Genomic DNA, 26670 nt, shown 5'->3' with positions numbered 1-26670 from the left:
AGTTGTTATTAAAATAAAAACTTGGAATCCACTGATTATTCCCCAAATCAAACCAAGTACTACCATCAGATCCAGTATAGTAACGTGTAATTGTCCAGATACTTCCGGGTTTTACAGTACCCACTTGTTGGGTATAGTCCGTGCTACTCCAAAGTGCGACCGGGCCATCATTATCGACAATACCTGCAGTGAAACTTGTGTCATACGGAAGAATTTTGAAATTAACTGGTGTCTTTACGATCTTGTCCTGTGGAATCACTAAAACTTGGGCATCTGCTAACCAAGTATCTTGCCCAACTTTATAAGCTTGAGTGGATATGTTCCATGGCCTTGAACCTCTATCAGATAGTAGTGGTACTGTTGCTTGAATCTTCCAGGCCGACAAACCATAGACCGGACCAGTGGGTTGGAGTTGAGTCGCCTTAGTCGGCGTTACGCCCTTACCAGCAGTGACAAAACTGCTGTCTTCTACGGGAATGGCCACCATTGTTTCTGCTTTAACATTTTGGGGTTGTTGCAAGATAAGGCTTAAGCCCACTAGTAAGGCACTTAAGCCCAATAAATGTGCTAACTTCTTCATTGAACTTCTCCTTTTTTACATAGTTGATGGTTGTACTTCTCTATCGTTTAATCTAATGAGTCATAAGAAGCTCGGAGCCAAACCTCAGGACCTAATTGATACCAAGGTCCAGTCAACTCATTATAATAATTTACGTCATAGCATAACCATTGTGAATTCGGATCAAGATAAATTCCGGGGAACATATCTCCTGAATTTGGAAATTTTATTGTTTGTTTAGGAGCATCCCCATGAATGGTAACGACAAATGGATGTCGCAGTTTTACAACAGTTCTACGCTGTGAGGTGTAATTGTTATCGCTATTTGGATAATTATATGAAGTGTTAAAATTGTGAAACAAGTCATTATTAAAATAAAAACTTGGGATCCACTGATTATTCCCCAAATCAAACCAAACACTACCATCAGTTCCTGCATAATAATGAGTAATTGTCCAGACACTTCCAGGTTTTACAGTCCCCACTTGTCGAGTATAGTCCGTACTACCCCAAAGTGCGACCGGGCCATCATTATCGACGATACCTGCCGTAAAGCTTGTGTCATATGAAAGAATTTTGAAGTTGGCAGGTGTCTTTACAATCTTACCTTGTGGAACCACTAAAACTTGCCCATCGGTTAACCAAGTATCTTGGCCTATCTTGTAAGCCTGACTGGCTCTGATCCAAGGTTCGGGACCTCTGTCTGAGATTAATGGTACGGTTGCTTGAATCTTCCAGGCCGACAAACCATAGACCGGGCCAGTAGGTTGGAGTTGAGTCGCCTTAGTAGGGGTTACACCCTTACCAGCAGTGACAAAGCTGCTGTCTTCCACAGGAATGGCCACCATTGTTTCTGCTTTAACATTTTGAGGTTGCTGCAAGATAAAGCTTAAACTCACGAGTAAGGTACCTAAACCCAATAACCATACTAACTTTTTCATTAAAATTCGCTCCTCGTATAGCTGTAACTGAGGCTTTTATTAGTCCAGTGAATCAGATGTAGCCTGCAGCCAAACATTGGTCCCTACCTGATACCAAACACCGCCACCTAAGTAAACATTGGTACACAACCACTGTGAATTTGGTTCCAGGTCAATACTTGTGGAAAGCGCATAGGGCAGTAGTCTTGTGGGTACTTGTTTATCACCATGGACTGTAGCAACAAACGGATGTTGTACTTCTGTTTTGCTATTGTACTGTATATCATAATCATCAATAACATTATTATTATCGCTTTGCTGATTATACAATGTAATAAACTTATAGAACAAGTTATTATTAAAATAAAAACTTGGAATCCATTGGTTATTGCCTAAATCAAACCACACATTACCATCAGATCCGGCGTAATAGCGAGTGATCATCCAGACGCTTCCAGGTTTTACAGTACCCACTTGTTGGGTATAATCCGTACTACCCCAAAGTGCGACTGGGCCATCATTATCAACAATACCTGCAACATAACTATCGTCGTATACTCTCGGTTTAAAGTTAACTGGGGTATTTACAACCTTGTTCTGGGGAATAATTAATGTTTGAGTGTTTGTCAACCAAGTATCTTGTCCTATTTTGTAAGCAAGACCAGCTCTAAACCAGGGTTCTGGGCCAGTACCGGAAATTAGCGATGCAGATGTTTCAACTTTCCATGCTGACAAGCCATAGACCGGATTAGTAGGTTGGAGTTGGGTTGCCTTGGTTGGCGTTACACCTTTACCAGCGGTGACAAAGCTGCTGTCTTCTACGGGAATGGCCACCATCGTTTCAGCTTTGACAGTTTGGGGTTGCTGCAAGATAAGGCTTAAGCCCACTAGTAGAGCACTTATGCTAAGGAAACGTAATAATTTTTTCACTAAAATCCTTCCTTTCTGCACATAGTTGATGATTGAATTTTTCTATCGTCTAATCTAATGAGTCATAAGAAGCTCGGAGCCAAACTTCAGGTCCTAATTGATACCAGGGGCCAATCAACTCACCACGATAATATACGTTATAACATAGCCATTGTGAATTCGGATCAAGATAAATCCCAGGGAACATATCTCCAGTATTTGGTAATTTTAATGTTTGCTTAGGCACATCCCCATGAACAGTAACAGTAAATGGATGTTGCAGCTCTACACTATTTCGGACCTGCTGCATATAGTCACTATTTATGCCTGGGTAATTATAAGCGTAATTAAATTGATAAACCTGGATTATTCACCTCGGTATTGGGGACATGAAATCGCATCTGGCCGGTCTGAAAGCAACGTTTGGATCGTTGCGAATACTGACTGAGCGGAGAAGTTGGTGATCGATGCACCACGAACAGACCGACCCAGTTTTCGGCTCGACGCACGACCTATTCAGTTATTCAGTTCAGGTCGCCAACTGATGGACTTCGTCCATGAGCCGACTAAACCAGTTCTTGTAAACATAGTTAGAAGCAAGATGAATCACCACACGACGGGCGTGCCAAGTAATCCTACCGGCGATGTGAAAGAGACTGAACCGTAGCGAGGAGATGGTTGAACGACGGTCTTCCGAGACAAAGAGCTGTTTAAAGAGCTGAACCAGGTTATAGGCAATACCGGTGATCAAGGCTCGTGCAGTGTTCCGTGCAAAAGTTGAGCTGTCTGTTTTGTCAAAGCCAAACCCGCATTTCAGCTCCTTAATTTGGTTCTCAGCATTGCCCCGCTGTCTATAGGTCTTGAACAAAGTCTCTGGAGCCTCGGAGGCCAGGCTGTTCACTACGAATGCGTGGTTCCAGGGAACTAGCTCATCTGCCGTATGAGTAGAACATACGATAACACGGCGAGCTTTACCCCATGACGCGGCCTGATACTTGAATTCGTGGTAGACGCATTTGCTCTCTTCATATTTTGGAGGGCAATCCACTAAGGCCGTTTCTGCCAGCTTCCCAAGCTTTGAATTTGCCTTGAGTCGAACCAAAAAGTCGACGCCATGTGTGTCGCACATCTCGTAAAATTTTGGCGCAGCAAACCCCGAATCGCCTCGAATGATGACGCTGGTGCTTTGAGGGAGCGCCGATAGGCGCGAAAAAGTTGTCTCGACGAACTTATCGGCTTCCTTGCCGGTGTACTCATTGCCAGGGCGCATCAAGGCGTCTAAGAGCAACCCGGACTCTTGATCAAATACAACCTGAGGGTGATATCCATAGGCCATATAGTGAGCGTTGAAGGCGGACCGTTCTTGATTACCGAAAGTATCACAATGCGTTGAGTCTATATCCAGCACGAAGCGGGATTGACCACTAAGACGGAAAGCCAAGGCGGCTACTTGCCAGATAAGCTTCCGAAAGTCATCTAGGTCGGCGTCTTCAAGGCGCTTGAAAAACCGTGAAAGTGAGGGCTGTGAGACTAGCCGAGAGCTACCCAAGGTGGCCGCCAGTACGGGATCACGTTGCCAGTCATTGGCACTACTGTCATGTAAATACCCGGCAACGTCGAGCAACAATTTTTCCAAGAAGATGTCGATCATCGAGGCCTTCCAGAATCGTCGTTGGTCTGGTAACTTGAGGCACTGATTGGCAAGTTGCCTAAAGTTGATACGATGAAGAAACTCTTGGAACAAAACGAGCCCGGCGTCATTTGAAAGTTGACCGCCGTCGGCGGTCAGAGTCACATTGGTATTGCATTGCAGGGATAAGCTGGTTAAAGTTGAGATGGTGTGAAGCCTCGCTTTCGTGATGGTTTTCGTTGACTCAACCTTAGCATATAGGCGCACCCAATGGGTGAAACACCAAAGCAGCGCAGTCCCGTGTGAATCGTGGGATTGCGCTGCTTTTTTGAAATTCTATGAATAATCCAGGATAAAATAAGTTGTTATTAAAATAAAAACTTGGGATCCACTGATTATTTCCCAAATCAAACCAAACACTACCATCTGATCCAGCATAGTAATGGGTAATTGTCCAGATACTTCCAGGTTTTACGGTACCCACTTGCCGAGTATAATCTGTACTACCCCAAAGTGCCACCGGGCCATCGTTATCAACGATACCTGCAGTGTAGCTTGTGTCGTATGGAAGAATTTTGAAATTAACCGGTGTTTCTACAATCTTGCCTTGTGGAATCACTAAAACTTGGGAATCCGCTAACCAAGTATCTGGTCCCACTTTATAAGCTTGCGTGGCGCCGTTCCAAAGGTCTGAACCTCTATTAGACAGTAGCGGGGCCGTCGCTTGAATCTTCCAGGCCGACAAACCATAAACTGGACCGGTAGGTTGGAGTTGATCTGCCTTGGTCGGTGTTACACCCTTACCAGCAGTGACAAAGCTGCTGTCTTCTACGGGAATGGCCACCATTGTTTCTGCATTAACAGTTTGGGGTTGCTGCAAGATAAGGCTTAAACCCACGAGTAAGGCACCTAAACCCAATAACCATACTAACTTCTTCATTAAAGTTCGCTCCCTCCAAAAAGGTTGAATCTACTATAAATTATAGCATGCAGCTAGCTTGAACTTTGCTTTGAGACAAAACTGTAATCTCAGACAGGCGCTCCGTTGTTTAGGCTAATGATAATTTTGGCGGTAAGTGATGTGAGGACATTACGGGATTAGCGAGGGCACGACTTGATCGGCGGCTATCCATTGATCATCAGTGCCTAGGTTGATGAAGACTTTATCATTAATATACTTTACGCCGAAGGTTAAATAGTTGATATCGGTGTTTGTCACTTTTCCAGTGGGTTGTCCGGCTAGGTTGACCAGGGTATTATCCGCGTCCACCATGACAGCCTTTGGCAACATATAAGGAAACGCTTCAATGGAAGCCCACTGATTATTCCCTAAATCGACAGAATAAATTAATTCTGACTCGTTGATGTAATCTACCGCCGTGATTTTCCAATCGGAAATGGTTGGATCCAGTTTGCCAATCGGCTGTTTTAGTTCTGGGTCACTGTACAACTGAATACTTTTACCGCCAGAAAAAGCTTCCAGATAGATAGCTGAATTATGGGCCACATTATGGTAAACAGCTTTGATGGCCGTATTCACCCACTGATTGCCACCTAGATCTACGGAAACAACTTGACCAGCTTCGTTGATATTCTCATAAAATGCCTGCCAAGAATCAATGGCAGGGTCAAGAGTCTTCCCCGATGGTCTAGTGAGTTCCGGGTCATGATAGAGGGGAATGGCTTGGTTGCGGGAATAGTAAATACCATGGCTTTTTTCGATCGTGGTGGCAGCGCTTACCAGAGCGGTGCTAAGGGTCAGGGCCCCTAATGTGACAGCTAAACCTGCGATTACCATTTTGAATCTCATAATGTATCCCTCCAGATTGGGCCGTATTGCAGCCATTGATTATCATTACCAAGTCTAAGGTACAGAGTGTTGTTTATGCGGCGTGCTTCAAAAACGCGGTATTCACCGGACATAGTGATGGGACTGGTATATACACCGTTTGCATTGAACAAAGCAGACCCAGTCGCCAGATTGATCTTTGCAGAGATGGGGATGATGTCCGCATATTTAATCCATTGATTATGGCCTAAATCCAGGGCAGTATAGCCATCAAAGTAGGTGGTGTATCTGGTTATTTTCCAGTCGGTCACCGATTCAGCCAGCGTGGCAATTTGTTTCATGAAACTAGGCGTGCTATACACGGAAATAGCTTTATAATCTGAATACGCTTCCAAAAATGTATCTTTATTATCCCAAATTGCTGATACTTCAGAAGCTTTGACCCATTGGCCACCTCCCAAATCATAGGATGCTGGGCTCAGATAGGGTTCTTGGGCATAATACATCTTAAAAGTTTGCCAAACTTCCAGCTGGGTATCAAGGGTCTTGCCAGTGAGCGTTGTACATTCTGGATCTCCATAAATTTTGAGCGCTTGGTAGCCTGAATAAACAGTAACACGAGCTGGGTCGACCTTTCCAGCGGCAGCCGCAGGGGTGGCACTAACAGCCAATAGCCCCAATAAGCCCAAGGTAGCGGCTAGGCCAAGCAGTAATTTTCGCAGCTTCATTTTGATCAACCTCCCGAAAATTGGTATAACTGTTGTTACTTGAATTGTATCATGTTGGGTTTTAATTCAGGTAAATATACTTCTAGGGCAAAAATGGCATCTCATTGATTTAACAGTGTTGCACTGGTCTAGAAGACAGGTGTCAGTTATCAGTTATCAATGTAGATGCCGGGATAAATTATTTAGGTCACGTAAGTCACTAAATTATAGTCGGTTTACAATAAACGGATTTATTGCCAACCTCTCAAAATAGCTCGGATGCCCATTAAAAATTGCTGATCACTAGTGAATTTGTTGTCTTGTAATGGTTTCATCAATTCATTTAACAAAGGGGTCTGGTTTTGCAAAGCCTGCATTACGTTGGAATCAGTTTCACCACCGTGTTTTGGCTCAATGGCTTCTGCCCAAACAAAGCCCAAGGTATAAGCAGTTAATGAGTTAATCAAGAAAACCGTTGTTGGCTGGATTGCCAGACCACTGGATTTTAAATAAGTTAAAAACTTTTCTACTAATATAAACTCAGATTGCGTCACAATTGGATGTGTTGAAATTAGCGGTAATATGTTTGGATGACTTAGTAGGGTTTGTCTGAATTGAGACATCAACGCAATGGTTTGAGCTTGCCAATCATCGTGAATTTTATTTGGTTTTGGGGCCAAGGACTTTTGCCAAATTAATTCGACTAGACCATCGAAAAGTGCACCCTGATTTGGGAAGTAACGGTAGATAGCCATTGGTGAGACTTGCATTTGTTTACCTAGTTGGCGCATGGTAAATTTTTGTAGACCGACATGATCCAATAAAGCTAGCGCAGTTTGTAAAATATAAGTGTGACTTAAAGTTTCTTTAGTTGGTTTTTGAGACGACATCTTAGTTATCTCCTTCTTTTAATGGCCGATGATAAAAGCCAAGTAATGATACTAGACAGAAAATAATGGCCGTGATCCACAAGATGATTAGATTATGATTAATTGAATCAAAGCTGCCCCGGTCAAGACATATTTTTTTAATCGCTGATAAGGCCCAATAGGCTGGGTCAATTTTGGCTAACATTTTAGCCCAATGGGGGAATGTACTGGTGGGTGAGAGACTGCCACCCAAGCCGGCCATAAGAATACCCAGCAAGTTTGATAATGCTAGCGCAACATTTGCGGATTTTGCCCAACTCACTAATAATATACCAAAGAAAGTCAAAGCTACTGCAAAAGACATGATGACGGTAATAAGTGCCCACCAATTGCCATTGGGTTGGAATTTGAATAAGAAACCACTGATCAGCAGCACTGCTGTTAATTGGAACAGCTGAATTAAATAAGCTACCAATGCTTTTCCGGTAATTATTTCAGTAAGTGAAGTGGCAGAAACTTGCTGGCGGTTCCAAGTATTCCAAGCCGTTTCATCAAAGAACATCTGAATGATTAGTTGAACGGAAAAGAATGAGAATAAAATTGCCAAACCGGGTATAACCTGTTCAGCGCCAGTGGCATGACTATAGCCTTGAACGATTAATTGGGTTTTAGCTGCTGGCAACATAAAAGGGGCCATAATCAGAGGGACTAGAATCATAATAAATTGTACCGTAGGGTCGGCTAATTGCAAGCGACTGTTTAATTTAACAACGGCTAATATTTGTTTCATTTTCATCAGTAAATACCTCTCACACATTTAGATTTAGTAAGGTATGATAGGCCGATTCCAGGTCGGCTTTTAGAATTTTAATATTGGTTAATTGTTGTTTATGAACTTCTGGATTAGCCAGCGCTTGTTGCAAAAGGTCTATGTAATTAGCACTGGTGTTGTTTATTGGTTGTAGATGATCATTTACTTTTTTCCAGCCTTTTAAATTAGGTAGTTGTTTGTGAAAATAGAGTTCTAATGAGGGGTGGGCGTATTGTTGTAATATCTTTTGTAAACTGCCAGTTGTTTGAATCGTACCATGATTTAAGAAAACAATTTTTGCATTTAAGGCGGCCATTTCTTGAAGGTAGTGGGTTGTATAAATGATCGTAATACCCTGTTTGCTTAATGATTTAACAGCCTGAATAATCTGATTACGAGAATCAACATCAGCACCTACGGTTGGTTCATCGAGGAAGATAATTCTAGCATGACTCATTAAAGCAATGGCCGAATGCAGCCGCCGCTTTTGCCCGCCACTTAAATTAACAGCTCTTTGATTTTCAAGCTTCTTTAGGTCAAAGATAGTGATGACTTGTGAATACTTTGGTTTAATCTGTGCCATGGATAAACCATTAAGTGCACCAAAGTTTTGTAAATTTTGTTTAACGGTTAATTGTGGATAAATACCAATTTCTTGTGGTGCAATGCCTAAACAACCTCTTAATTGACGTTTGTCTCTGGTTAATGAGTGCCCTAATATTTGAACTTCACCAGCATCAATTTTTAACAATCCGGTCATGATTTTAATTAATGTAGACTTTCCAGCACCATTGGCCCCTAATAACCCAATAATCTCGCCTTGTTTAATTTCTAAATTTATGCCTTTTAATACTAGATGTTGATTGAAACGCTTATGAACATTAGTTAATTTGATGGCTAGAGTCATTTTTATATCTCCTTTGTTTACATTGTAAACTATGTATACATTGTAAACTAACGAGATCAAAAATACTAGTGCTATTAAAAAAACCTCTGAAATTAAGGTTATGCCTTAGTTTCAGAGGTTGTATTCAATAATTATGCAGCGTCTTCTTCGTCAGTACCGGCATGGCGCATGTTCAAGGTCCGCAAGGCGGGGATGGAGAGCATGACGATGAAGCTGAGGACGTAGAGGACGGCTAGGAAACTCATGGTTGTGATGAGGTTGTAGTGGTCCATCAAAAAGCCAATGACCACTGAAGAAAAGCCGCCGATGGCCCGGCCAACGTTGACGATAAGGTTGTTAGCTGTGGCCCGAATGTGGGTGGGATATAGGCGAGAAATAATGGCCCCATAACCGCCGAACATCCCGTTGGAGAAGAAGCCTAAGATGGCTCCGGCAATGATCAAGGTGAGTTCGTTAAAGGTCAAGGTGATCAAGAAGACAGAAATGGCTGATCCTAACAAGAAGATAGTGTAAGCCATCCGTGGGCCTAAGTAATCCAGGATACTGCCGAAGGTCATCATGCCAATGGACATCCCCACGATAGTGGCAATCATCCAGATAGAAGACCCAGATACGGTGATGCCTAATTGTTTTTGCATGATGGTTGGCAACCAGTTCATCAAGCCGAAGTAACCGGCAATTTGGACCACGACCATGAACATCAAGGCAATGGTTTGATAAGTTTGTTTTTTGCTGGTGAATAATTGGCCTAAGCTGATTTTCTGTTTAGCTTCTGGTGTTTGCCGGCTTGCCAAGAAGACGGGACTTTCTTGAAGGTGGCGTCGAACGATGAAGGCTAGGATAACGGGCACTAAACCGACTAAAAAGAGGAAATTCCAACCGAAGCTAGGAATAATCAGGGAAGCTAAGACGGCTGCAAAAATAGCCCCTACTTGGCCGCCGATGGCTGCTACGCTGGTCATACGCCCCACATGTTGTTTTTTAAAATTCTCAGCGATCAAGGTGATGCCAACGCCGTACTCCCCACCGGCACCGATACCGGCGATGAAGCGCAGGATATAAATGGTCCAGATGTTTTGGGCGAAGAACATGGCGGCAGTGGCGAAGGCAAAAATAAAGATCGTATGGGAGAAGGTCTTGACCCGTCCGATACGATCACCGAGTAATCCAAAAATAACCCCACCAACTAACATGCCTAAGTTGGTGATGGAAGAGATTAAACCTGCCTGGGCGCCACTGATATGTAAAGTGGCGATAATTGGGGCTAGGGCAAAAGATAAGAAGATGACGTCCATGTTTTCCAAAGCAAAACCCGCACTAGTCGAAACAATGGTCCGTTTCTGATTGCGGGTTAGATTGGTACTTTTAGTGTTGTATGATTCCATAATATTGGCCTCCAAATGCATGCTCACGGACATGCGTTATTTTTTGGCGCACTGCTTCCACAGATTGCTTGATACTGATTGTGCCACAGATTGGCTTGGGATGCAAGGTGGGGAATTAATCTAGGGGCAGTAAATTATCAAAAAAAATCTGAGCCATTTCTTCAGGAGAATCGTTGATACTGGCCTGCATATAAGCTTTGTAGGCAGTTGTGCCCTTGGCAATACCTAAATAGTAATGTTTTTGAAATGCAAGTAGTGTTGCTAACAGGCGCTGCGTACGGCCATTACCTTCGCGAAAGGGATGCCACCAGTTAAACTCACTAATAATTTCTCCCATATTTTGTGCGACCGTATATTGATCCTCATCCAGCGCAGCGAAATGCGTTAGCTTTTCTTGCATATCTTGATCCGCCATAGGAAAACGTTCCACTGGGAAAAATGTATCTGTATTGCCTTTCCCCATATTTACCGTGCGATACTGTCCAGCCCAAGCATATATACCCTCGAATAGATATTTATGAAGCAGGCGAATATCAGCAGTAGTTTGTCCTTTGATTGGACCATGGTTGGGTAAGACGAAATGAGCGGCTTCTAACGTTTCCTGCCGTGTCGTTGTTGTAATGTATTCTACTTGTTGTAGTGCAGAAGCGCGGGTTAGCCCAAGTAAATTTTTCAGAGTGCCATTGGGTTGTAAATAGTCCTGCCAGCGTTCCTCATTTGTTGCCATCGAATAATTCCCCATGATTGGTCTTTACCCAGCTTAAAACCTCTTTAGGATTAATTGGTTGACCGATATGGGCAGCGAAATAAGCAATATCAGCTTTAGTTGGCTGGAAACCCTCGTACATATTACTAACAATGGCATTTAGAGCAGCACGATATTCGGTTTTATTAGCAAAAGTAACACCCTCAATAGTCAGGTTGGATTCATCGGTTGCTAGGTCTAAAGCGAGATTAGGCGCGTCAATATTCTCTAAAGTTTTAATAACAGCACTGTCTGTATTTAATAGTTGCAGGAGTCGTGCAGCTGCACCGTGGGGTTCGCGTAATCCTTGTTCCCATGATTCGACAGAACGTGTAGACACATTCATGATAGTGGCTAGCTTATGTTGACTCAGACCATAGCGGGCACGTAATTCACGAACAACTTCAGGCGTTTTCATTAGCAATCACCTCTAGCATAATTATACCACTGAGTAACATGTGATACTACTCAGTGGCATATCTGTAACTACTTCAAATATTGATATTTCTGATATATTATAAAGCCACCATATCCGCCACTTGATGATAGCCTTGACCGATGGCAGCGATGCTATGGGCGTCGGAGCCATAGACGAGGGGGATGCCCATGCTTTTAGCCAGTTGGCTGATTTCGGGATATGGATAGGTTTCATTGCAGTAGGCTTTGTAAAGGCCAGCTGTATTCATATCCAATTCAAAGTGATTGGCTTTGACTAGGGTGAGGAGTTCTTTGACCTTTGTCAAATTAGCGGCATCAAATTTCGCCGGGAGTTGGAAGTAATCTTGGAACTTCTTGATCAAGGTGATATGACCCAAGCGCTTGGGGGCGTTGGGACCCAGATCGGTGGTCACGGCAACTTTTAAAGCGTCGATGTATTCACCGTAGAGCCGCTGGGCATTACCCGCTGCTTCTGGCAACAGGCCCTGGGCCATTTCCGTGGGCGTATTGTCTACGCACCAATACTTATGGTCGAGGCCCTTTAAAAAGTGGATGGACAACACATTATCAGAAGTTTGGGGCCCATATTCTTGCCAAAAATCCCGAGTCCAGGCTAACTGGGAAGGTAAGAAGTCCAATTCAAAGCCAATATTGATTTTAAGTTGGCTGGCATACTTGGCTTGCAGAGCCCGGCAGGTCTTGAAATAAGCTGGTAAATCTGACAGGGCCATTGAGGCTTCGTCAAAGCCGCTGGCGTAGCCTTGATAGTCCTGGCGAAATTCTGGGGGTAAGGGAGCGTGTTCAGTGATGCTATATTCTTTAAAGCCCAGCTTGATAGCTTTTTGAATCATCAGTTCCACCGAGTCTCCAGAACCGTGGGGACAAAATTCTGTATGGGAATGTCCATCTTTTTTGACCATGAATTAAAACCTCCAATTGGTGTGATACCGCCATTATAGCACGCGACGAATTACGATTGACTTGGTAACTAGGCTCGCTACATTGTCACGAATTTGGTGAATGCTGCTAATTTTTCCGTCAGCAGTGTGTTGTAGGCCGCATTATCAGCAGTGTTATCCTGCCAAAGTAGTTGTCTTGTCGTCAATTTGTTTAGCGCTTTGTCAAATTTTAAATCGATTGTACCAACGATGTTATTGCCAACAAGAATTAATAGGGCATAATAACCAAAGACTCTTTTTTCAGGTGGGACGTAACTTTCTAGTTTATAATCTATGCCAAATAATTTTAGAGTGCGCTTTCTATCACGAATTAAATTATCAAATGGTGACAGTAAACTGATACTGTCAGGTTGAGGTAGCATATCCTGGTCTAATTCGGGGATATCACTGGTTAAGATGTAATAGGTAGCTGTATCTTGTACCGCAATAGTACTAATACGGGCCGCAGCTTGTAGTTGGGCAAATATTCTTTCAAAGCGTCGCTTCTTCAAGTGGAAATAATCCGCACTTTCTTTTTTTGTAGCAATACCTAGATTGTTAAATGTCAATGTGATCAAGTTGGCATATAGTTCATCAAGTGCTGCTTCTTTATCGGTGGACTGCATGGGTATTGGAGTAGTGGTGGGCTCAATTATTTTACTGAAACGGCTATCTCTTTTAATCGTGATCAAACCGGCGCGCCATAGTCTATTAATGGCTTTATCTTTTTTAGATAAGTGCCACTGGGCTAATTTTTTATTTTGAACGAACTGTCTTTTGTAGATGGGGCCAGTGGCTAGGAGTTTGTCGTAAACTTCAAAATAATATTTATTATCAGGATCTTGCCAGAGATTGGCCAAATTGGCTCGATGCCAAGCCGCGATGATGGGTGAGTTTGTGGGTAGCAGTGAAAGGGCATGCAAATAAACCTCAGCCACGGCATTCGTTTCGTAATATTTGGTGTAACCATTGCGAGGGTAGTGGTTTAAACGAGACCATAAGACAATGTCCTGACTTCTAGCCGCAGTCACGTTGATGCTATCCAGTTGAATGTACCCCAGTAATTGAAGTAGTTCAAAGAAGTGCGTCTCGGAGAATGGGGTGTCTGATGGGTTAATGAGTTTTTGTTTGAATAATTGAAAGTTCTTGACCTGATTGAGGGTGTACATTTGATCACATCCTTTATGACCAATGTTACCATAACTGGTAAAATAGCTCTGCTATAAGGGAAGCTATGATGTGGGCCAATGATTCAACTCACGATAAATTCGGATTGGCTGCTTTGTTTGAACCAAGCAGCTTATTTCAACTAACAAAAAACCATGAATCCCCCAATGGATTCATGGCTAAAATAACGCTTATCATTTAGATCAGACGCAAGGCATTAAGCTGGGAAGTAGTCACCGGAAGCGGCGATGACCCATTGTGAGTCGTTGCCTAATTTGACGGCTTGTTTACCATTGATGTAGGTTACCCCAAAGACTTGGAATAAGCCTTCGCTGTCAATGGTCCCAGTCATTTTACCAGATTGGTCGTACATTGGTGTGCCGGCATTGGCGTCAAAAGTCCCAGAAAGTGGGGCCGTTTTTTCCAAGTCAGAGGCCTTGACCCATTGGTTTGATCCTAAGTCATAGGCCACGGCATTGCCATTGGCATCCTTAGCAACTTGGTTGACGGTCCATTCGTTGTAGCTTGTGTTCAATGTGCCGTTAGCTTTGGTGGTGTCAGGATCACTGTAAATTTGAGCGGCTTTATAAGCAGAATATAGTGCAGTGCCATCCGTGACCGGCGTTGTGGTCAATTTGCCAGTGCTGGCATCAGTTGTGACGTCACCAGCTTTGACCCATTGGCTATTGCCCAAGTCGTATGCGACGACTTTGCCACTCTTATCCTTAGCAGTACGGGTCACATCCCAGATATCATATTGCGTATCCAGTTTGGTCCCAGAAGCCTTGGTGGTCGCAGCATCGGTATAAACCGTTACAGCCTTGTTGCTGGAATTAACCGTTGTGCCACTAGGTAAGACAGAAATTGTTAAATCGCCAGTATCTCCGGTGCTAGCTGTGGTGACATCGCTGGCCTTGATGTAACCCTTGTCTGAGCCATAAGCGTAAACTTTGCCATCGGCAGTTTTGACGATGGAACTATAATCCACTTCTTGACCCTTGGCGATTTTAGTATCCTTGGCTTCTGTAATGGAACTGTCCTTATAGACCGTCGCATCTTTAGTGGTGGTCACTTTACCACTGGCAATGACCTCGCTCAAGTCTAAGCCAGCCGCAGTCACGTCGCCAGCTTTAACATATTGGCCGTCGCCGATCTTGTAAGCGACGATGGTGTCCTTGTTGGTTGTATCCCGGACATAGGCTTGGATGGTTGTGGCCTTGTTGTAAGAAATAGTCTTGCCATCAAGGGCCTTAGTTGTCCCCTTGTCCCCATAAATCTGCGCGCCTTCATAAGAATTAGCTTTGATGGAAGTCTGGTCACTAACAATGTTGGTGTCTTCTGTCAAAGTTTCGGCAGCGGGTTCTACGGATAGATCACTAGCGGCAACGCTATAATTACCCTGGTCGTTATCTTGGGTCCCAGTCACTGTGTTGACCGTACCGTCAGAAGCCACCGTGGCAGTTTTAGCGATTAACTTAGCGCCAGCGCCGGGTTTGAAAGTAGAGCTGTCAGATGTATCCGTCCAAACCGCATCGTCACTGGCGGTGTTTAGGGTAACTTTGTCGGTAAAGGTAAGGGTGCCATTTTGGGAAGAGGCAATGTCATAAACACTGACCCAACCAGTCTTATCGCCATAAGCGCTGACTTGGCCGTTCTCAATATGTACCTTGGTGGCGGTTAAACTGGTGCCAGAGACATTTTTACCAACTGTTTCAGAAGTAGCACTATCTTTGTAATAAGGTGCGTTACTTTTTACTGAAAGCTTGTCGGCTTTAATGTTAAAGTCGCCAGTGATACCGGTGGTAGCGGCTTGAACCGTAGTGAGGTTACTAGTTGCGACAGATGAAACTGCGGGTGCAACAACGGGTGCAACGGCTAATAATGCGGCAGCTGCAAGGCCCAAGTACTTCACTTTTGAAGCTTTTTTCATAAATTTTATCCCCTTTCGGATTGACAGTTTGATGGCAAATGCCTTTTTTAGGGTAACACTATCTTAGTTTTACTAAAAGAACAGAAAGGGGCTATTTGGAAAAATTAAGAAAAACTTTAAAAATTAATTCAATTTACAAATAAATTATACATAAATTTAAAAATATACTAGTATATAATGTATAAATTATGAATATTATAAACTGAAATCTATAGATTTTTAGTTATAATAATATATTTTATTTTAAGTATTATGACATTCCGCCATTTGCAATGACTGTGAGCATAAATGATATCGGTTGAGTGGTTTAGTAAATATCGACGCTGATCAAGACGGTTTTAAAAAAGAGAACGAAATAAAGATTTCGTTCTCTTTCCAAAGCGGATGGGGCTATTCATCGTTATCTTTTGACTCTTTGGCGGTTGCTTTCCTGAGTTTATCAGTGAAGCTGGTAAATCCCCGGAACGTTGTTTTCTTGTACGGGGCTCGGGGTATTAATTCACCTTGGATAGCCTTACCAAGTAAAAGTTGATATTCTTTTAAACACTGGTCGTCAGACGCAAGGACAATCTTGGTATAACCTAAGGCCTCGCAACGATAGGTAATAACATTTTTTGAGCAACCATCGGGTAGTTCGGTTTTTAAAATATGGTGCTTTTTCCAAGCATCTTCATGGTTATCAATTGTTTCACGCATTAGCAGCAAGTCACTGACCGGTGCTTTGCGCAAGTAAGTGCGTGCAGCAGAAGCCATTGCTCTAATTCGTGCTTCATAGCCTAATTTGTTGCGATATACTTGCAAATAAGTGAGCTCGGTATTTTGATTTCCTTGTGAATTATCCTCTTTCATTGCTATCCTTTAACCTCCGTGGTTGTTAATTTATAATTAAGCAGTAAATAAGCCGGTATAATCATCAGACATGTCCAGAGACAAGCCGTTATACGCATTTGTAAATTGCCAAGCGGTAGCACCATCGACACCAGGGCCATCTGTGGTATAATTTGCAACCCAAATTGCATCTGTTGTTGGTAGTTTCTGTTGCCAAAACCAACTTGCCATACTATAAACAGCAAGTTTGTCCCAACCAAGATTTCGTAAACGATCTAAAAATGCTACGGTGTTGTTGTAAGTGTCAGTACTTTCGATGCTACTGTCCTCAACATCAATGACCATGACACAGTCATTGTTAAATCCTAATTCCTTAGCATAATCATTAAAAAAATCTGCTTCGTTTTGTGCATCTTGCGCACTGGTGTAAAGAGCATAGTGATAAAGATGAGCCTTCATGCCAGCTTCTAGGGCACTTTGGGTCTGATTGAGGGCCTTAGGATTTTTGTAGGCCGTGCCATCTGCGCTTCCTTCAGTAATTTTTACAACAACGGCTTGAGCGCCAAGGTCCTTGATGTAAGAGACGTCATCAGTTTGGTACGAGCTGACGTCTGCGAATAAATTTGCCATTTCTACAACCATCCTGTTCTTATTTGATTGTGGTACTGGTGCTAGTCCTGTAATTGCTGTGCAGTTCTTGCTTCTTGGCAGAAAAAGCGGATTCAACAATTGCCGAAATATCAATGCCAGACGTATTGATCCCTAAACTTCTTGCTTGAGCATTGGTAGCTTTTGTTGCAGTGCGTTTTTTGTCAAGACCTACTACATTTGTGCTTTTGTTAGCTTCAATTTGGGCAACTTGGGTACTCGCAATTTTATCCAATGCATCCAGAATATCAGCTAGAGAGTTTAGGCTCTGCTTTTTGACAACATTCTTTTGATTTTTAGCTAAACTACGAATTAAAGGGATTAAATAACCGCTAACTATCAAAATCACAATTGGAAGAATAATTTGATAGAGAATGATATTCCAATTTTGATTCATGAGATGACCTCCTTTCAGTACAATGGTTTTTAAAAGATTGACATAATTTCTTGCAAAACAATTGGAACTATTTTGGAACTAGCGTTCAAGAAAAGCTTGTATCTATATATTTAGTAAAAATATATTGCAATCTTTTCTATTGGGATAAGCATTTTCGTGTTTTGATCAGAAACACTGGTGGCATATGACAAGACCTATAATACTATAGGTTTGGCATATTTCAAGAAAGTTGACAAAACTTTATGATAATTTTTTTAACTTTATGAAATTATTTCTGGCAAAAACCGTTCAGCTATATGGTTATGAATTCGATTTCAAATTGTTAAGATTTTAGTAAATTCAATATTTTTTTATATATTATCTTTAAATTAGGATGATTTTTATATTAATATGAGTGTACTTTAAAAATATTGAGCTTTTTCCATAAGGAGGATACATATGAAGTTACGTAAAATGGTTCTAATCACTTTAAGTTTTTTAAGTCTCGGGGTATTTCTAGTACATAATCAAGGACGAGTGATTGCTGCGACTGAAGATGACTACCACGACTATTCAACAATTGCAACAATACGTCCTGAAGGTGGACCAGAAATTGGCAATGGCCTTACTGAAGGGCCAAGTCTGTATTATGCTAATTTTAAACAGTATTTGGCACCAGGTTCGCAATGGCAAGTGTTGGGATATTACAGTTCACCATCTATTGTGCCATACGGAACTGGCAGTTTTGCGGGTCGCGTTAAGTTGTTGATTGGGGATGGACAATGGGTTTACTTGGATGATGTTCAAATTCCTGTGGATAATGCATCTGATGCCAAATTAGTTGTTGCCAATAAAGCACGAATGGCTGAAGGTGGTAATACCTATGATCAAGTTCATATTGAAGGCGCTAAGAACGATGGTGATGCACCATGGCAAAGTGGGACGTATGGTGATAAATACATGGTTGGTACCATGGTATATGGACAAAAACAAATCGGTAAATATATAGTTTATGCTAATGGTAATGTGACTCAAATTGAGGGTAGCAAAGGAAATAAGGCGTTAGATGCCAATTTCTACAAGGCTAACGGTGATGCGAGTATCTGGCATGACTATCAAACGACGGCTACTATTAAATCTGATGGTGCTTTAGTAGGGCTTGCACCTGCTGATAAGCCAACTTTAGAAATGGATTTTGGCAAGACATTACCAGCGGGCTCTCAGTGGCAAATATATGGATATCAATATGGCAGTGATGGCGTTTATTTAAATCTTGGTGGTGACCAGTGGATCAGACTTTCCGATGCGCAAATCCCGATAAATTCAACATCTGATTTAAAACTGTACAATGATAGTGAAAACGATGGGGATTGGCAACAAATCACTAATGGTTATTGGGGAAATAGTTATTTTAGCAATAGTTCTGATTCGATAATTGCTTATCCAGATGGCTTTGTAGCACGTGTGAAATAGCAAACAGAAAAGACCGTATGAGAGCCTCATTTTTGGGGATCATACGGTCTTATTTTTACTGTGGACGAGTAAATATTTAGAATCTACTTGTCGGACGATTAGTCGTTAAAGCTTCGATAAATTGGTCCTTATTACCCTTGTCTAATAGCGTGTTACCTGAAGTGTTGAAGAAAGAAGACTCCATGCGAACACGGCTTACTTCGTATTTCTCTTGATCATTGCTGAAGGCGGTGGCAATACGATTATTGTATAAGAAGGCCATTTTATAGCCTGCATTCTTAGCAGCTAACCAAGACAAATAGTTATGGCCACCTTCAGGGTAGGCTAAAAAGTCAAAACCAGTTACGTTTCCGCCCATACCTTCTGAAATTTCAGTAATTGTCTTTGCATATTGCGTTTCTTGATTCCAGTAAGGCAATGTGGACTGGTCGAGATGCGTAGATGTATGGCCACCAATAGCAAAACCTTGTTCTGATAGGTCTTTTGCAGCTGTGTAGTCATAACCTGTACCTTTAGAGATTTTAAAGAAAATTGCAGTTTGATTGTTGCTCTTCAAAATAGACGCTACATTTTCATTCCAACCGGCGTAGCCATCATCAAAGGTAATTGTGACACATTTATCATAGGGTAAAGTATTATCACGCAAAGCTGCATAAGTTTCGTCAATAGTTAATGTGTGATAGCCCATTTCGTTAAGCCAATCCATTTCCTCTTTGAACTGAGCTACAGGCATAGCCCAGATACTTCTACTTTCAGGATTGTCAGAGATATCGTGATAAGCTAAAACTGGCAGAGTGATTGGGTTATCTTTTCGGTCATATGTTTCCATTTCCGAGCCAGATTGATAATATTCATGGTTTGTAAACCATTCGCCGTCTTCGGTTTGACCCCAAAGTTGGCCATCAACGGAGACGATGCCGCCATTGCCAGTGTTAATAGAAGTTGTACCAGCAGCCACATTATGGCCTAATTGGCGTTGGTCCAAAATATAAGGTGTGTCATAGGCAGGTGTATCTTGTGCTGCAGAGATAGTAGCACTGTCATTGACAATTTGATCTGCATCATGATATATAACATCATCAGTTTTAGCAAGGCCTTGTTGATTGAAGTCAGCATGGGGTGTGATCCAACGATCCTTGTCTAGTTGGAACCAAATAGCGCCATTAACGTTGATAACATTACTATTGCGATTTTCAGTATCATTAGCGACAGGCGTTGAAGTGGAGACACTGATGCGATCAATCAGATTACGATTACGTTTAAAAGTATTGTAGACATTAACATCACCGGAAAATGGTACCCAGCAAATAACAGTTGGGGACATGGGATTATTGAAGAACCAGCTGTCCTTTGTACCATTACTAGCATCGGCTTCTGCAGCAATATAAGACCCATCACCTATACCAAAGAAGTCAATGGTACCAGTTTCTTCAGCATCATTGTTTGAAGCCGGAACTGTAGAAGATGCTGTTGTTAAATCGGCATAAGTGTACGAGCCGGGTGTGACCCAATTAAACCATCCTTGGGGCTGAGCATCCACCCATTCAGCGAGTTTGCCATCTGAGAAGGGAACCTTGCTTTGAGCTGCGGGAGCTTGAATAAATCGTAATGCTTGACTGCTTAATGTAAAGATATTTTGCATAATAGTTACTTCCTTAGTTTAATAATATCGTTTGGCCAAACGATTGTAACAATAAGCATTGCTTACAAGGTGATGATATTTTAATATATTTTGGAAATCAACCAGTTAGTTTAAATTTAATGATAAATGCCAAATATTTATGAAATATTTGGCTAAATTTATTTATTTTTATCATAAAGTTTCCTTATTTATCATAAAATATATTAATTTGCATTGACTATGTCTGCCGCGTCTAATAATCTAATACGTGGGCATATGTTCACCGCGTCTTTGATCAGGACACCGAACCTAAATATGTTATTTTTGAAAGGAAGTTTCTATTATGAGTTTAATCGTCACAGTTACATCTGGTAATGGGGCATCTTGTTATGACAGCATCAACGGCAACGTTACCAGCACTTTACCATTTGAAGAACAATACACCACCTATTCAATCGATGGTGCCGACAAACAAGCAGACAGCAATGGGACTATTTGGTACAACGTTGGGGCTGACCAATTTGTCAATGACACAGAAGTGTCTGAATCTGTTAAAAGCGTGACCCCTAAGGAAGGGACTGTCACTATTACCACAGCTGACAAGGCTGTCCTGCAACATTCCGTTAATGGTCGGACCATTGACGGCCGTGACCCCCTTGAAGTTGGATCTCAATGGCATTACACCGAAGTCGCTGTAGATGCTTGGAATCAAAACAACTATGACCTTGGTGATAACCAATGGGTCCAAGGAGCCTATACTGATGACCCAGAAGGTTCTAGTGGTAAGCGTGCTGCTTTTCTTCAAAAGGCAATTGATTTAGGTACAGGAAGAGGCTATTCTGAAAGCTCCAATTTACGTAACGGCCCCGATTACTATGATTGCTCAGGCCTCGTATGGGCCAGCTTACAACAATTCGGAATTGACATTGGAGATGTTTCTTGGGATCAGTTCAGTGCTACAACGGCTATTGATGCCAGTGAGGCCGTTCCTGGGGACTTAGTATTCTATGGACCAACTGGTCATGACCATGTAGGTATTTTTTCTGGTAATGGTCAAATGTGGAATGCTGAGAATACACAAGACGGAATTGGTTATTCACCAACAGATGGCCAATATTGGACTAGTGAGCCACAATTTCATCGTGTAACGCAATTAGGCTAAAATTTTTATTTAAATAGTAAAAGCTTATCCTTAAATGAATAATAAAGAGGGATTTCCAAGAAAAATATTTTCTTGGGAACCCCTCTATTTAATATTTTTTAGAAGTATAGATTAGTTGAAAGCGAACCATTGCTGGTCATTACCTAATTTAACATAACGTACGAAGAAACCATTGCCAGCACCAGAAAGACCACCGGTTACATCCCAAACTTTGTAGTAACCTGGTTGAGCAATGGACTCGTTGGATGATTGGGCACTAATTCTACTATCAGTTCTACTAATACTCTCTAGTTGACCTGCAGGTACATAAACAATAGCAGGACTTGACGTATAGAAATCACCTTGATAAGCCCATTGATTATTGCCTAAGTCATAGGCGAAAGGATGACCTTTGACATCATAAGCGGTTCTGAAAATTTGCCAAGCGTTGACACCTGTAGATAACGTGCTTGTAGGTTGGGTCAATTGGGCATCGCTATAAATTTGAACTGGCTTTTTATCAGAAGCCACCAAGCCGTCTGTGTCAGTGCTGGGGACGTTATCTTTAATCGTCACAGAGCCTGGGCGACTCAGGTCAACGGCCTTAACCCATTGACCTCCCCCTAAATCATAAGACACACTGCCATTTTGCGCTTCGCTACGATTGAAGCTTTGCCATTCTGAAATACTAGGATCTAATAATTTACCGGTGTTTTGTGTAGTTGCAGCATCCGCATAGATAGGAATAGTTCCGCCATTAGATGATGCGGTCTGTACAGCGGCTAAAACCTGATTGTCAGATTGACTACTGACCGCTAGGCCTGCCCCAGTTAAAGCTAATAATGTTGCACTTGCCAAGCAAACTTTTTTGATTTTTGAGACTGTCATATCTACATAACCTCCGAGTTTTTTTGATTGAATCATGATAAATATCGCTTTTTTTTAGCGATTGCATCTTTCATTTGGATGGGTTGATCAAGCGTATCAATAGTTTTATTAACAACAAATTCTCCTGAAGCTGGATCAGTTATCAAGTCAGGGTCAATAGCTGCTGTGGGTTCGGAAACATAGCCAATACCTCTAGCTAATGGAGTTGCAAATGGTGATTTGCTGATGGGGCAATCTGCAAGCGCAGGATCATCTTCATATCGTGCAACGTATTCTCTAAATAATTGTTTTTCGTTTTCCGCCTGCTGTTTATCTGGAACTTCAGTAATGTCGAGGTAGTTTTTCCTACATATAATGTGAAATAGTTTACTTTTCAGAAATGCTTTGATTTCATAGCCATAGAAAATTGTTTTAATTCCTACTATATCTATAATGGGGTTTGTAATATCACTGTATTTAAGCAAATTATCAAAAATTATATCTCTATCTAGCGTAACCATTTGGTCAGAAGAATCTGGATATTTAATTTGAAATTGCTTAGTATTTTTAAGATTGATCAATATCTCGTTTTTATTTAAAATCATTAGATACTTTCTGTTCCTCCAATACTGCATTTATTCATGCTGCATAGCATATTTTTTCGACACAATTATCATTGCTATTTTTTAAGCATGTATGTATCATTCAATTATTTTTAAAGTTGCCATTAAAGCTAACTCTGGAAATCAACCCATTGATTATCATTGCCTAATTTTAAGAAAATACGATTATGAATGTTTTTAGCATCAAAGACCTGATAGGTATCATCATGTGATAACGTTCCTGTCGCTTTACCGTTTGTGTTGTAAGTTACAGTGCCGTTTTGGAATGTTTTTGATGAAGGAATTTCGGTAACGTCCTTAGCGTAGATCCATTGTTGATTACCTAGCGCATATGAATGTGCACTGCCCCAAGTATTTACCCAGGAGCTTTGAACTTGCCACAAAGATCCATTCGTATTTAATTGGCCCGATGGTGTTGTTAAACCGGCATCTTTATAAAGTGGTAAGCTCTCATTATTGGAGAATACGCCAAGGATATAACCGGGTTTTGCTACGGCGGTTTGATAACCGGCATTGACATTTTGACGATCACTGACCCATTGGTTATCACCTAGATCATAGGTGACGACATTACCCATGTTATTAACGCCAGTAGTTGTAACAGACCAGTCACTATTATTTGTTGCTAGCGTTTGCCCAGTGTCTTGTGTTGCGGCAGCATCAGAATAAATCTTTAACGGCCATGCAAAAGAATCATAAGAACCATCAGATAATTTCTCTGTTTTGATGGCCTGCCTACCAAGATCAATATCTGCACCATAGGTCACTGGCGTTGAAAACTTGTCACCTGGTTTTACCCATTGACTACTACCCAAGTTAATTGCATAGATGGTTTCATCTTTGTCCTTAGCATAGCCAAATGATTGATACTGGGAAAAGTCAACATTTAGTGTTTTACCCGATTTTACTAGTTTGGAATTATTTTCCAATGTATATAGGGGCAAGGCTTGTTTACCACTCGCAAATGTTCCTTGGGTATCAGTGATGGCATAACCATCTGCTGTTGCCGAATCAGCCTTTACAACGTTACTGAGATAGCCCGAAAATGCCAGTATGCAAGTGGTGATTAATAAGCTGAACGTTATGCCGACATACCTAAACTTAGTCTTTAACATAAATTTCCTCCTTAAATTAGAACCATTTCTAATATTCTTTTAGCATATCACATTCTTATAAATCTGCTCATAATTTTAGTAAATTTTTAAAAATAGACGTATTGTAAATTTTAAATTCACGTTTGATGAAAAGAAAAAACAGAAAAATATAATATATAATATAATTATCATTCCATCTATGGAAATACTTGCTCTAAATATAGTAAAATCAATTAAAACAGCCCTACTCAGCAAAAGAGTAGGGCCAATTTTTTATAAATTAACAAGGAGGGGGAATTTTAGTAGTTTCATCAAAGTTTATTTTAGGAGGATTACCTGACGATTACTCTACATAAACAGTTGCGTTTGTGATGCCATATGATGGGATATCCGCTTCTGGTAAAGCGATATCGATTTGATTGGGATTTGTTTGAACGAATGTACCCGTATCATTAACCGTACGTTCCAAAGTTGTTGTACCGTCATTTAAAGCATCGTCAAGGACGATTTTTAATTTAGTACCTTTAGGGAATACAGCATTGTTGGTTGCTACGCCTGAATAACCCATGTCTGAACCAAGAACGGCTGGATCATAGAAAGACACTTTTACTCGTGTTCCGGTATTATTTTCTGGATCATCAGTATAAGCACCTTGGACCCATTGGTTATCACCAAGGTCATAGTTGTTTTGATCCCAAGCATCTACAGCGACTTCGGTGTAATGCCATTGAGACCCAACTTCAAGAGGGTCACGGCCGTCAATGGTCCGACCATTAACGGAATGTTGCAGGACGGCCTTGTCGGCTGTAGTAATAGTGACAGTCCCTTCCTTAGGGGTCACGCTTTTAACAGATTCAGATACTTCTGTGTCATTGACAAATTGGTCAGTCCCAACGTTATACCAAATAGTCCCGTTGCTGTCTGCTTGTTTGTCGGCACCATCGATTGAATAGGTGGTGTATTGTTCTTCAAATGGTAAAGTGCTGGTAACGTTGCCGTTGATGCTGTCATAACAAGATGCCCCATTACCAGATGTAACTGTGACGATTAAACTCATAATAGAAACTTCCTTTCAAAAATAACATATTTAGGTTCGATGTCCTGATCAAAGACGTGGTGAACATATGCCATGTATTATATTATGCGATGGCGCAGTAATATTCAATACGTAAAGTTGCTATTTATGATAAAAAGACAAACTTTATGATAATATTAAATACCGAATATGCAATAGTTCATGATATTTAATTATTATATAATTATATTTTTACATAAAGTAAAAAGTCGCCGCAATTCTGAAATACCAGAACTGCGGCGGCTTTTATTAACTAGATCAATTGCATTAAAATTGGAATGACAATGACGAACAAGACGGTACTGGTGGTGACCACGTTGGTGGCATATTCCACATCCCCGTGGGCTTGGCCCACCAAGATTGGCAAGACGGCTAACCCTGGGGTGGCCGCTTGAATGATCAAAGTGCTGGATTCTACCTGGGGCATGACCTGCCCGCTACTTTTAGCAACGGCCACAATGGCCATCATGATGGCCGGGGCAATGACGAACCGCCCTAGCAAAGCGAAGATGGTATCCCGGTCAAAGTGAATGGACTTCAAGCCGGCATCAGCTAACACGATCCCAATGTAGATCAAAGACATTGGCGTGACAATGCCACCCACCATGGAGAAGGTGCTGTTGATGATTTTTGGCAGCGGCAGGCCTAACAACAGCCAAACCAAAGCCACGATGAAGCCAATCAAGGGGGCGGGCAATAATTTACGCCAGTTAAAGTTGCCTTTATTGGCGCCCTTTTCTTTGGTGGGGTCATCATTTGAGATGAAGAAGACCCCAATGGCCCAAGTGGAGACGGTATTGGCTACGTAGTAAATCAAAAAGTAAGGCAGGCTGACCTGACCGAATAGGGCCATGTTTAGGGGCAGGCCAATAAAAATAGTATTGGCATTAACGAACATGTTGATAAAAGTGCCCCGGCGACCCTTGCGGACCCGGAGGATCTTCATCAACAGATAGGCCACCACATAGCCGGTGGCAAAACTGATCAAGACATAGATCAAACCGCCCGACAAACTGGCTAACTTATCCCGGGTCAAGTTGGTCAAGACCTGGACAAAGATGGATAGTGGTAAGGCCACATTCATGATCAAAAATGAAATGCTGCCCTTGAATTTATCGTCAAAGCGCTTGGTACGTCTGAGATAATAGCCTAAAGCAATTACCAAAACGATTTCCACAACGCTGGAAACACTGGTTAAAAATGCACTCATGGTGTGTGCT

At 41.7% G+C, this 26670-nt stretch carries 26 protein-coding genes and 1 pseudogene; 2 read left to right on the top strand and 25 right to left on the bottom strand.

Annotation, left to right across the window (positions count from 1 at the left end):
• The 19 genes and pseudogenes from FC83_RS08690 to FC83_RS08600 form a co-directional block, all read right to left on the bottom strand.
• A pseudogene (locus FC83_RS08690) lies at positions 1-580 on the bottom strand (hypothetical protein); the annotation flags it as partial.
• A 47-nt stretch (positions 581-627) separates the two neighbouring features.
• Positions 628-1500: a hypothetical protein gene (locus FC83_RS08685; RefSeq protein WP_057002651.1), complete on the bottom strand. Its 873-nt coding sequence runs from the start codon at positions 1498-1500 to the stop codon at positions 628-630.
• Between the two features lie 39 nt (positions 1501-1539).
• Positions 1540-2409, bottom strand: coding sequence for a hypothetical protein (locus FC83_RS08680; RefSeq protein WP_057002650.1), 870 nt, complete (start codon positions 2407-2409; stop codon positions 1540-1542).
• 508 nt (positions 2410-2917) lie between these two features.
• Positions 2918-4183, bottom strand: a complete 1266-nt coding sequence (locus FC83_RS08675) for an IS1380 family transposase (RefSeq protein WP_161633829.1) — start codon at positions 4181-4183, stop codon at positions 2918-2920.
• A gap of 85 nt (positions 4184-4268) precedes the next feature.
• Positions 4269-4958, bottom strand: coding sequence for a hypothetical protein (locus FC83_RS08670; protein ID WP_035456163.1), 690 nt, complete (start codon positions 4956-4958; stop codon positions 4269-4271).
• Positions 4959-5108: 150 nt separating this feature from the next.
• Positions 5109-5828 (bottom strand): hypothetical protein, encoded by a 720-nt coding sequence (locus FC83_RS08665; RefSeq protein WP_035456160.1) that lies wholly within the window; start codon positions 5826-5828, stop codon positions 5109-5111.
• Positions 5825-6535 carry a hypothetical protein gene (locus FC83_RS08660; RefSeq protein WP_035456158.1) on the bottom strand — a complete coding sequence of 237 codons (711 nt, stop codon included), beginning with the start codon at positions 6533-6535 and terminating at the stop codon, positions 5825-5827. Before FC83_RS08660 ends, FC83_RS08665 begins: the two co-directional genes overlap by 4 nt.
• Positions 6536-6765: 230 nt before the next feature.
• Positions 6766-7404 (bottom strand): TetR/AcrR family transcriptional regulator, encoded by a 639-nt coding sequence (locus tag FC83_RS08655; protein WP_035456156.1) that lies wholly within the window; start codon positions 7402-7404, stop codon positions 6766-6768.
• Between the two features lies 1 nt (position 7405).
• Positions 7406-8179 (bottom strand): ABC transporter permease, encoded by a 774-nt coding sequence (locus FC83_RS08650; protein ID WP_035456154.1) that lies wholly within the window; start codon positions 8177-8179, stop codon positions 7406-7408.
• A 13-nt stretch (positions 8180-8192) separates the two neighbouring features.
• Positions 8193-9101 carry an ABC transporter ATP-binding protein gene (locus FC83_RS08645; protein ID WP_035456152.1) on the bottom strand — a complete coding sequence of 303 codons (909 nt, stop codon included), beginning with the start codon at positions 9099-9101 and terminating at the stop codon, positions 8193-8195.
• A 131-nt stretch (positions 9102-9232) separates the two neighbouring features.
• Positions 9233-10486 carry an MFS transporter gene (locus FC83_RS08640; protein ID WP_035456150.1) on the bottom strand — a complete coding sequence of 418 codons (1254 nt, stop codon included), beginning with the start codon at positions 10484-10486 and terminating at the stop codon, positions 9233-9235.
• Positions 10487-10601: 115 nt separating this feature from the next.
• The gene (locus FC83_RS08635) at positions 10602-11213 is read right to left on the bottom strand and encodes a Fic/DOC family protein (protein WP_035456147.1); all 612 of its coding nucleotides are present in this window, start codon (positions 11211-11213) and stop codon (positions 10602-10604) included.
• A complete protein-coding gene (locus tag FC83_RS08630; protein WP_035456144.1) occupies positions 11200-11649 on the bottom strand; it encodes a helix-turn-helix domain-containing protein in 450 nt (149 codons plus the stop codon). Before FC83_RS08630 ends, FC83_RS08635 begins: the two co-directional genes overlap by 14 nt.
• Positions 11650-11746: 97 nt before the next feature.
• Positions 11747-12589 (bottom strand): histidinol-phosphatase HisJ, encoded by an 843-nt coding sequence (gene hisJ / locus FC83_RS08625; RefSeq protein WP_057002649.1) that lies wholly within the window; start codon positions 12587-12589, stop codon positions 11747-11749.
• Between the two features lie 77 nt (positions 12590-12666).
• The gene (locus tag FC83_RS08620; protein ID WP_035456141.1) at positions 12667-13776 is read right to left on the bottom strand and encodes a DNA glycosylase AlkZ-like family protein; all 1110 of its coding nucleotides are present in this window, start codon (positions 13774-13776) and stop codon (positions 12667-12669) included.
• Positions 13777-13991: 215 nt separating this feature from the next.
• The gene (locus FC83_RS08615; RefSeq protein ID WP_035456138.1) at positions 13992-15704 is read right to left on the bottom strand and encodes a hypothetical protein; all 1713 of its coding nucleotides are present in this window, start codon (positions 15702-15704) and stop codon (positions 13992-13994) included.
• 390 nt (positions 15705-16094) lie between these two features.
• A complete protein-coding gene (locus FC83_RS08610; RefSeq protein ID WP_035456332.1) occupies positions 16095-16553 on the bottom strand; it encodes a hypothetical protein in 459 nt (152 codons plus the stop codon).
• A gap of 36 nt (positions 16554-16589) precedes the next feature.
• The gene (locus FC83_RS08605; protein WP_052005139.1) at positions 16590-17162 is read right to left on the bottom strand and encodes a GH25 family lysozyme; all 573 of its coding nucleotides are present in this window, start codon (positions 17160-17162) and stop codon (positions 16590-16592) included.
• Between the two features lie 19 nt (positions 17163-17181).
• The gene (locus FC83_RS08600; RefSeq protein ID WP_035456335.1) at positions 17182-17577 is read right to left on the bottom strand and encodes a phage holin, LLH family; all 396 of its coding nucleotides are present in this window, start codon (positions 17575-17577) and stop codon (positions 17182-17184) included.
• Between the two features lie 438 nt (positions 17578-18015).
• On the opposite strand from FC83_RS08600, the gene FC83_RS08595 reads away from it, so the two are divergent.
• A complete protein-coding gene (locus FC83_RS08595; protein ID WP_035456337.1) occupies positions 18016-19029 on the top strand; it encodes a hypothetical protein in 1014 nt (337 codons plus the stop codon).
• A gap of 76 nt (positions 19030-19105) precedes the next feature.
• Here FC83_RS08595 and FC83_RS08590 read toward each other — a convergent pair whose 3' ends face one another.
• Positions 19106-20671 (bottom strand): polysaccharide deacetylase family protein, encoded by a 1566-nt coding sequence (locus FC83_RS08590; RefSeq protein WP_035456339.1) that lies wholly within the window; start codon positions 20669-20671, stop codon positions 19106-19108.
• Between the two features lie 322 nt (positions 20672-20993).
• On the opposite strand from FC83_RS08590, the gene FC83_RS08585 reads away from it, so the two are divergent.
• Complete coding sequence (locus FC83_RS08585; RefSeq protein ID WP_057002648.1) at positions 20994-21812, top strand: C40 family peptidase; 819 nt, start codon at positions 20994-20996, stop codon at positions 21810-21812.
• 111 nt (positions 21813-21923) lie between these two features.
• Here the strand turns inward: FC83_RS08585 and FC83_RS08580 are convergent, their stop codons facing one another.
• The 5 genes from FC83_RS08580 to FC83_RS08560 form a co-directional block, all read right to left on the bottom strand.
• A complete protein-coding gene (locus FC83_RS08580; RefSeq protein ID WP_035456368.1) occupies positions 21924-22679 on the bottom strand; it encodes a hypothetical protein in 756 nt (251 codons plus the stop codon).
• 32 nt (positions 22680-22711) lie between these two features.
• Positions 22712-23263, bottom strand: coding sequence for a hypothetical protein (locus FC83_RS08575; protein ID WP_035456370.1), 552 nt, complete (start codon positions 23261-23263; stop codon positions 22712-22714).
• A 128-nt stretch (positions 23264-23391) separates the two neighbouring features.
• Entirely contained in the window at positions 23392-24396 is a 1005-nt protein-coding gene (locus tag FC83_RS08570; protein WP_035456371.1) for a hypothetical protein, read from the bottom strand.
• Positions 24397-24718: 322 nt separating this feature from the next.
• Positions 24719-25432 (bottom strand): hypothetical protein, encoded by a 714-nt coding sequence (locus FC83_RS08565; protein WP_057002647.1) that lies wholly within the window; start codon positions 25430-25432, stop codon positions 24719-24721.
• A gap of 271 nt (positions 25433-25703) precedes the next feature.
• Positions 25704-26660 (bottom strand): AEC family transporter, encoded by a 957-nt coding sequence (locus FC83_RS08560; RefSeq protein ID WP_035454003.1) that lies wholly within the window; start codon positions 26658-26660, stop codon positions 25704-25706.
• Between the last annotated feature and the right edge of the window lie 10 nt (positions 26661-26670).

This window comes from Agrilactobacillus composti DSM 18527 = JCM 14202 (assembly GCF_001436375.1).
GTDB lineage: Bacteria > Bacillota > Bacilli > Lactobacillales > Lactobacillaceae > Agrilactobacillus > Agrilactobacillus composti.
This window is presented reverse-complemented; position numbering and strand designations above follow the sequence as displayed.

Excerpts from the sequence above, each read along its gene's own strand:
- FC83_RS08620 (WP_035456141.1), bottom strand. The coding sequence starts at position 13,776 with ATGTACACCCTCAATCAGGTCAAGAACTTTCAATTATTCAAACAAAAA.
- FC83_RS08575 (WP_035456370.1), bottom strand. The coding sequence starts at position 23,263 with ATGATTTTAAATAAAAACGAGATATTGATCAATCTTAAAAATACTAAG.
- FC83_RS08570 (WP_035456371.1), bottom strand. The coding sequence starts at position 24,396 with ATGTTAAAGACTAAGTTTAGGTATGTCGGCATAACGTTCAGCTTATTA.
- FC83_RS08660 (WP_035456158.1), bottom strand. The coding sequence starts at position 6,535 with ATGAAGCTGCGAAAATTACTGCTTGGCCTAGCCGCTACCTTGGGCTTA.
- FC83_RS08635 (WP_035456147.1), bottom strand. The coding sequence starts at position 11,213 with ATGGCAACAAATGAGGAACGCTGGCAGGACTATTTACAACCCAATGGC.
- FC83_RS08615 (WP_035456138.1), bottom strand. The coding sequence starts at position 15,704 with ATGAAAAAAGCTTCAAAAGTGAAGTACTTGGGCCTTGCAGCTGCCGCA.
- FC83_RS08665 (WP_035456160.1), bottom strand. The coding sequence starts at position 5,828 with ATGAGATTCAAAATGGTAATCGCAGGTTTAGCTGTCACATTAGGGGCC.
- FC83_RS08580 (WP_035456368.1), bottom strand. The coding sequence starts at position 22,679 with ATGACAGTCTCAAAAATCAAAAAAGTTTGCTTGGCAAGTGCAACATTA.
- hisJ (WP_057002649.1), bottom strand. The coding sequence starts at position 12,589 with ATGGTCAAAAAAGATGGACATTCCCATACAGAATTTTGTCCCCACGGT.
- FC83_RS08610 (WP_035456332.1), bottom strand. The coding sequence starts at position 16,553 with ATGAAAGAGGATAATTCACAAGGAAATCAAAATACCGAGCTCACTTAT.
- FC83_RS08590 (WP_035456339.1), bottom strand. The coding sequence starts at position 20,671 with ATGCAAAATATCTTTACATTAAGCAGTCAAGCATTACGATTTATTCAA.
- FC83_RS08585 (WP_057002648.1), top strand. The coding sequence starts at position 20,994 with ATGAGTTTAATCGTCACAGTTACATCTGGTAATGGGGCATCTTGTTAT.
- FC83_RS08645 (WP_035456152.1), bottom strand. The coding sequence starts at position 9,101 with ATGACTCTAGCCATCAAATTAACTAATGTTCATAAGCGTTTCAATCAA.
- FC83_RS08670 (WP_035456163.1), bottom strand. The coding sequence starts at position 4,958 with ATGAAGAAGTTAGTATGGTTATTGGGTTTAGGTGCCTTACTCGTGGGT.
- FC83_RS08600 (WP_035456335.1), bottom strand. The coding sequence starts at position 17,577 with ATGAATCAAAATTGGAATATCATTCTCTATCAAATTATTCTTCCAATT.
- FC83_RS08565 (WP_057002647.1), bottom strand. The coding sequence starts at position 25,432 with ATGAGTTTAATCGTCACAGTTACATCTGGTAATGGGGCATCTTGTTAT.
- FC83_RS08655 (WP_035456156.1), bottom strand. The coding sequence starts at position 7,404 with ATGTCGTCTCAAAAACCAACTAAAGAAACTTTAAGTCACACTTATATT.
- FC83_RS08630 (WP_035456144.1), bottom strand. The coding sequence starts at position 11,649 with ATGAAAACGCCTGAAGTTGTTCGTGAATTACGTGCCCGCTATGGTCTG.
- FC83_RS08640 (WP_035456150.1), bottom strand. The coding sequence starts at position 10,486 with ATGGAATCATACAACACTAAAAGTACCAATCTAACCCGCAATCAGAAA.
- FC83_RS08595 (WP_035456337.1), top strand. The coding sequence starts at position 18,016 with ATGAAGTTACGTAAAATGGTTCTAATCACTTTAAGTTTTTTAAGTCTC.
- FC83_RS08685 (WP_057002651.1), bottom strand. The coding sequence starts at position 1,500 with ATGAAAAAGTTAGTATGGTTATTGGGTTTAGGTACCTTACTCGTGAGT.
- FC83_RS08560 (WP_035454003.1), bottom strand. The coding sequence starts at position 26,660 with ATGAGTGCATTTTTAACCAGTGTTTCCAGCGTTGTGGAAATCGTTTTG.
- FC83_RS08605 (WP_052005139.1), bottom strand. The coding sequence starts at position 17,162 with ATGGCAAATTTATTCGCAGACGTCAGCTCGTACCAAACTGATGACGTC.
- FC83_RS08650 (WP_035456154.1), bottom strand. The coding sequence starts at position 8,179 with ATGAAAATGAAACAAATATTAGCCGTTGTTAAATTAAACAGTCGCTTG.